The 6,862-nt window shown below is 45.1% G+C and carries 6 protein-coding genes; 1 reads left to right on the forward strand and 5 read right to left on the reverse strand.

Features of this window, described 5'->3' with window-relative positions; genetic code table 11:
• Positions 1 to 232 precede the first annotated feature (232 nt).
• Positions 233 to 2,050, forward strand: a complete 1,818-nt coding sequence (locus tag ABFQ95_06865; protein ID MEN8237241.1) for an alpha/beta fold hydrolase — start codon at positions 233 to 235, stop codon at positions 2,048 to 2,050.
• Positions 2,051 to 2,227: 177 nt separating this feature from the next.
• Here the strand turns inward: ABFQ95_06865 and ABFQ95_06870 are convergent, their stop codons facing one another.
• The 5 genes from ABFQ95_06870 to ABFQ95_06890 all read right to left on the reverse strand — a co-directional run bounded on the left by ABFQ95_06870 (position 2,228) and on the right by ABFQ95_06890 (position 6,749).
• Positions 2,228 to 4,237, reverse strand: coding sequence for a TRAP transporter permease (locus ABFQ95_06870; GenBank protein ID MEN8237242.1), 2,010 nt, complete (start codon positions 4,235 to 4,237; stop codon positions 2,228 to 2,230).
• Between the two features lie 13 nt (positions 4,238 to 4,250).
• A complete protein-coding gene (locus tag ABFQ95_06875; protein MEN8237243.1) occupies positions 4,251 to 5,258 on the reverse strand; it encodes a TAXI family TRAP transporter solute-binding subunit in 1,008 nt (335 codons plus the stop codon).
• Positions 5,259 to 5,610: 352 nt separating this feature from the next.
• Positions 5,611 to 5,913, reverse strand: a complete 303-nt coding sequence (locus tag ABFQ95_06880; protein ID MEN8237244.1) for a type II toxin-antitoxin system RelE/ParE family toxin — start codon at positions 5,911 to 5,913, stop codon at positions 5,611 to 5,613.
• 5 nt (positions 5,914 to 5,918) lie between these two features.
• The gene (locus ABFQ95_06885) at positions 5,919 to 6,212 is read right to left on the reverse strand and encodes a hypothetical protein (GenBank protein MEN8237245.1); all 294 of its coding nucleotides are present in this window, start codon (positions 6,210 to 6,212) and stop codon (positions 5,919 to 5,921) included.
• A 147-nt stretch (positions 6,213 to 6,359) separates the two neighbouring features.
• A complete protein-coding gene (locus tag ABFQ95_06890; protein ID MEN8237246.1) occupies positions 6,360 to 6,749 on the reverse strand; it encodes an SDR family oxidoreductase in 390 nt (129 codons plus the stop codon).
• Between the last annotated feature and the right edge of the window lie 113 nt (positions 6,750 to 6,862).

Consider the following 6,862-nt stretch of genomic DNA (forward strand, 5'->3'; position numbering starts at 1 on the left):
CTAGGAAAAATACGCCTCAATTGGAGCTATTCACGACTTCGGAAAATAGCCCACACTCCAGACCTTTGTGGGGTGCAATTACACTATGTTACAAGGAGAGAGATTATTGATACACACGGCCTAAATTAGGTACGGTTCAAAATTAAATTTTCGATTCCGTTTTTACTCTTTGCAAACCTTTTAGCGTTTACACTTGAGAAAACAAATGTACGCCCTCAATTGTAGCACAACAATGCAAAAGCACACATCTCAACCTCCACATACATCTGAGCCACTGAGTTTCAGAGTTGGTTACCCCTTGGAAGCAACCTACGAAGAGGGTCAAACGAAAACATTTACCATGTCCAATTTTGATCGTTGGTTGCACGCAGTTGTTGGACGTTTTAGTTTTGGCCTTTCTCCTACGGCATTAATGTACGCCTATACCGATTGGCTGTTACACCTTTCGATGTCTCCAGGAAAACGATCAGAGCTTACAGAAAAGGCATACCATAAAGCCATTCGCTTAGGGCTCTATACATTGCGCTCCACTATTGATTCTAAGACGCCTTGTTGTATTTCACCGCTGCCTCAAGACAAAAGGTTTGAGCATGAGCTGTGGAAGCGGTGGCCCAATAACTTTCTCTACCAATCGTTTCTGCTCAGCCAGCAGTGGTGGCACAATGCTACCACAGATGTGCGCGGAGTTTCCAAACATCATAGCGATGTTGTCGCTTTTGCAACTCGTCAATTTCTTGACGTTTTCTCGCCTTCAAATTTTCTGTTCACGAATCCAGAAATTTCCAAGGCTACCTTCGAACAGGGGGGACAAAACCTCCTCAATGGCATGCTTAACTTCATCGAAGATAGCGAGGCTTCTTACCAGGGACATATGCCAGTTGGAGCGAGAGATTACAGACCAGGAGAATCTGTGGCAATCACCCCTGGTAAGGTTGTGTTTCGCAATAAGGTCATGGAATTGATTCAGTACAAACCCACAACCAAAACCGTTTACGGAGAACCAATTTTGATCTCTCCAGCCTGGATTATGAAGTACTATATCCTTGATCTTTCACCTCATAATTCATTGGTTAAGTACCTAGTTGCAAAGGGGTATACCGTATTTATGATCTCTTGGAAAAATCCTGGGGTTAGCGACCGAGATATTGGTATGGAGGACTATCGCACTCAAGGAATCATGGCGGCCCTTAAAGTCATATCTGAGATCATTCCAGCGCAAAAAATACACGGCATTGGCTATTGTTTGGGAGGCACATTACTTTCCATTGCAGCAGCTACAATGGCACGCGATGGCAACCAACGTTTGAAATCAATCACCCTTCTTGCGGCTCAAATCGATTACTCTGAATCCGGAGAACTCGGCTTGTTCATTGATGAAAGCCAAGTTACTTTTCTAGAAGACATCATGTGGGAGCAAGGATATCTTGATGGCAAACAAATGTCCGGCGCTTTTCAACTCTTACGCTCTAAGGACCTTATCTGGTCAAGAATGATCCACGATTACCTATTAGGAAAACGCCTGCCCATGTTTGATTTAATGGCCTGGAATGCTGATGCCACGAGGCTTCCCTACCGCATGCATAGCCAATATCTAAGGCAATTTTTCCTCAATGATGATTTGGCTGAAGGCCGCTATGAAGTCAACGGTCGGCCCATTGTGCTTTCAGATATCCGCATTCCCATATTTGCTGTTGGCACAGTAACCGACCACGTCTCCCCTTGGAGGTCAGCATACAAAATACACCTGTTGGCTGGTTCTGATGTAACATTCTTGCTAACCACTGGGGGACACAATGCTGGGATCATTAGCGAACCTGGAAAAACAAAACGGCGTTACCAAATTACAACTCGCAAACGCTCAGACAAATACATTGATCCTGATATTTGGATCAAACAGGCTCCCGTCAAACAAGGTTCCTGGTGGCCAGAACTAACCTCATGGCTTGAGAAAAAGAGTATAAAAAAAGCAGCCCCCCCTTCCATGGGGAACTCTGAGGCTGGGTATCCTCCTTTGGATGATGCACCAGGCCTTTATGTCCACAAATTGTAGAATCTTAAAGGGTTCAAGGGAGTGTTTTGGGTTATATACCCGCGAGAAATGAAAACCTATATAGTATCGTGAAATCAAAACCTCTGTTTCCTGATACGATCATAAGTAAGATTAAGATCTGACGAAGTGCTAGTAATTTAGGATATTTATTTAAAAAATACAAAATAAAGTGAGATGCTATACCCTTACTGAATCAAAAAGCAGCTTTTTCTTTCTCATAAATTGGTACACAACAACTGGAAACGCCAAAGCAATTCCAATCGCATCACTCGTAATTCCAGGAGCAACCAGCAACAAGGCTGCAATTGCCAATATCCATCGAAAAGCCCAAGCAAGAGGCCTTAGCATGTATCCAGTTAACGAACCTGCCAATAGAACGATTCCTACAGCACAAGCACTTGCTGTTAAGCAAAGTTCACTCCAAGAAAACCCTTCAACCACAATCAATAACGAAGGTGAATAGACGAACACGAAAGGAACTAGAGCCTTAGCTGCTCCTAAGCGAAATGCTGTGTTGCCGGTTTTGAAAGGATTAGCGCCAGCGATTCCTGCTCCTGCATAGGCAGCGAGTGCTACCGGCGGGGTAATGTCAGCCAGCACGCCATAGTAAAACACGAAGAAGTGGGCAACCAATGGTGAGATGCCCAGCATTCCAAGGGCAGGTGCAGCGATGGTAACCAGTACAATGTAGGTAGCGGTAGTGGGCAGACCCACCCCTAAAAGAATGCAGGAAATAGCTGTCATAATCAGAGTCAAAAGCATTGTCATGGATTGAGGCGCAAACCAACTTCCAGGAATAAAAACCATCAAAGCATTGCTGATTTCTGTTGCACCTTGGTTGACGAGGAACGAGACTTTGAAGCCAAGACCAGTAAGAGTCACAACGCCAACGATCATACCCACAGCAGCAGCAGATGCCCCCACGGCCAATGCATATTTGGCCCCCAATTGGAGGCATTCACTCAAGCTTTTTAAGGTCAGGCGATCTTTTGGCTGGATGAAACCAATCACAATACAAGCGGTGATTCCCCAAAAAGCCGCATAGTAGGGACTTCGTCCGATCAACAGCAAACTAATAAGAATCAGAAGGGGAAGCAGTGCCATCCATCGCTGCCTGATAACGCTGGGCAGATGAGGCATTTCGTCCGGTTTGAGGCCTCTCAAATCCAATCGTTTGGCTTCCAAGTGCACCATGGTAAAAACACCAAGGTAGTGCATTAATGCTGGCATGAGTGCTGCGATGAGGATATCTCGGTAGGGAATCTGCAAGAATTCAATCATCACAAAAGCAGCCGCTCCCATAATGGGTGGCGTGATTTGTCCGCCGGTGCTGGCGGTGGCTTCAACGGCTGCGGCAAAATGTGCAGGATAGCCAATGCGCTTCATGGCGGGAATGGTAATGGATCCGGTGGTCACCGTGTTGGCAATGGATGAGCCTGAGATCATGCCAAAAAGCCCTGAGGAAAATACACTGACTTTGGCAGGACCACCAGCAAAACGTCCAGCAACGCATGATGCCAGATCAATAAACAATTGTCCGGCACCTATTTTATTGGCGAGAACGCCAAAAAGGACAAAATGAAAAACGTAGGTGGCAACCACACCAACGGGGATTCCAAAGATCCCCTGACTAGTAAGGTAGAGGTGGTTGACCAAACTCTCCCAACTAGTTCCAGGGTGCAGCAGGATAGCTGGTAAATAGGGGCCAGCCAGGGCATAAAGCAAGAATCCACTGACGATCAGTGGTAAGGTGATTCCAAGCGTTCGGCGCGTGGCTTCAAGGATAATGAAAATAGTGCACGTACCTGCAAGGATATCTGCGGTATTGGGAGCACCTATCCTAAAGGTAAGCTCAGTAAAGATCATCGGTCGGTAAAGAGCAACCGTAAAGGCGAGAGCTGCAAGAACCCAGTCAAACAGAGGGACATTGCCGAATCGCAACAAAGAATGTTTGTTTTGCTTGGTTTTCCTGAAGCCAAACAACAGGTAAATCAGGCTTAAGACAAGTGCTAAGTGGATACCCCGATGAATGTCTTCCCGGAGCAGTCCAAAGCCTGCGGTGTAATAGTGAAACACCGATAGGGTCACCAGCAGAACGCTGCTGACTCCAGCCGCTGGGGTTGTCAGGGGACGAAATTGCAGTTCTGGATCGTATTTTTCTGCTGCGGATTGAAATGAGAGGGCCATGACCTTAAAGCTTTTAAGAGTTGCTCTGCATTCCTACTTCTCGATAAAACCGCGCAGCTCCAGAATGCAGGGGAACCACCTGACTCTTGAGAGCATTTGCCTGCGTGATTTGCTTGCCCTTTGCATGACCATTGTCGAGAAGCTTGCGGCTATGCTTACTCCATAGTGCTTTAGTGATCGCATAAACCAGATTTTCATCGACGTCCTTGTGCACAACCCAAAGAGCCATAACACTAATGGTTGGGGTATCTGGAACCCCTTTATACGTGCTGGCAGGAATGGTGGCGGATTGAAAAAATGGATATTGCTTAACTAGATCGTCAATTCCTTTGCCAGCAATAGGGACCAGGCTGCCAGCGCCACTAGCAGTAAGTTCAACCACACTGCCAGTCGGATATCCGGCTACGATAAAAAAGGCATCAAGGTGGTTGTCTTTAATTTTAGCGCCACTTGGTTTGATGTATTCAGGAGTGAAATCACGTTTTGACAATCCAGCGCTTTCCATAATGAGTTGGGCATCAACAAGGGTGCCCGATCCAATTTCATCCAACGAGACACGCTTGCCCTTTAGACCGTGCACCGAATCAATCCCCGAACCCTTGCGCACCACTAAATGAACTGTTTCTGGATAAAGAGCTGCAATGATGCGGATGTCTTCAATTTTACCACGCTTTGCAAACAATCCAGTGCCTGTATAGGCCCAGTGGACGACATCAGCTTGTACAAAACCAGACTCGACGGATTTTGCGTGAATGGCGTTGATGTTGGCCACAGAACCATTGGAAGTCTGGGCTATTGCTGTCAGCCCAGGAACGCCACAGTTTTCTTTGTCCTGACATTGATGAGATTGGCTGATGGCATTGGCAATGACACCGCCAAGTGGAAAATAGGTCCCGGCAGTTCCTCCGGTTGCAATACGAAAGAAAGTCGGTTGGGACGCTATCAAGTTAGGGCTTTGCGAGTCCAGCAGAGAAAGCGTCGCAATCGTTATCAGGCTTAAGAGGGCTAATTTTTTGTACATGATCTCTCCTGTTTATTTATTGTTATAATGTCGTAAAATCAAAACCTCAGGTTTAATGATAGCAAGAAGCGCGCAGTTTACAAGTGTGAATTAGCACTTCGAGTTCCCTATGATCGTGTCAGAGGATATGGCAAACTACTTTGGGTTCTGTCGCATCTGTAAAAAGTTTCCTTTTTGGCAAATTTATGAAAAAACAAAATCCTTATTTTATGCGGCTTTTAGAGCCGAGAAATTTCAGACATTAGCCTATTTTCATGATTTTTATCACAGATGCGACAGAACCGACAGAGGACTTAGTTGAGCTTGAGTTGTTGAAAACCTGAAAGTTACTAAATGGGCAGCAATTGGTTGCTCAACACCTTTGGTTAGCCATATTATAAACTAGACTTTCTTTGCGCAATCCCGCTGCCAGAATGAGCACTTTGACTTCCTGTTTAAAAATTCGGTAGACAATGCGTGTATTGCCCACTCTAATACGGCGACATCCTTTCAGGGTGCCTGACAAGGGTTTGCCGACCTTATCAGGTTCACCAAGGCGAATCCTTTGATCAATGGCCTTCAGCACTCTAAGAGCTTCAGTTCTACCCAAATTTTCTAAATCGGCCTTAACTTCTGGATGGTACTGTGCGCTGCACCCCACATGTTTTAATCTCACAGATTTTAGTCTTTGTTGCTATCAAAATGTCTAAGCATCTCTTCATGAGAAATGGCCTCACTAGGATCAAAACTCTTTAATCTTTCTCTAGCGATGAATTGGATTTTAAGATCCTCAATTTCTGCCAGAAGGGCTTCATAATGTTGGACATTCACCAATACAGCTGCAGGATGATTATTACGCATCATGACGTACTTATTGCGTTCACCTGCGACAAGTCCATCAATGATGGATTTGGCTGAACGTGTAAAGTCAGTTACAGAAAGAGCTTGATCTGAGCGATCTAAAAGCGATGTCATAACAACGGTCTCCAAATTAGCTTACATACATGATTATTATAGCATATTACAACAGCGAATAACAAGATAAAAACATGATTTTTATCTGACTTTTCTCAGGTTAATTGTCTGATATGTCCATTGATTGCCATCGTAAGCTTTAAGAGGTTATGTAAGAGTCTGCCCGCCATCGACCGTTAGTAACTGCCCTGTCAACCACTCCGAATCTTGACTTGCCAGAAATAAAGCCATCTTTGCCTGATCTTCAGGCTTGCCTGCTCGCTGCAAGGGAGTACTTGGATCATTTGCAACAAGCGCAGCAGTCTCTGGATCCGTTGCATAAGGTACACCTCCAGGCAATATGGCATTAACTCTGATCTTGTGTGGTGCTAGCTCAAGCGCCATGTTTTTAGTGAGCATATTCAAAGCAGCTTTTGCTGTTCCATGCGCAACCCGATTTGGATGCGAGCGAATGCCCGAGATTGAGGAAATGTTGATAATGTTTCCTTCGATATGGTTTTCCACCATATGCTTGGCTGCCAATTGGGATAGGAGCATTGGTGTTGTGCCCGCGCCGTTGCATTGGGTATAGTATCGTCAGGGTTGTCTTGGTTGGATATATTGTCTATTCAGATTTAAATTTTTATATTTAAATACATATTATTAAGCTA

The organism is Pseudomonadota bacterium (assembly GCA_039714795.1).
In the GTDB taxonomy this organism is placed as follows: Bacteria; Pseudomonadota; Alphaproteobacteria; order JAGOMX01; family JAGOMX01; genus JBDLIP01.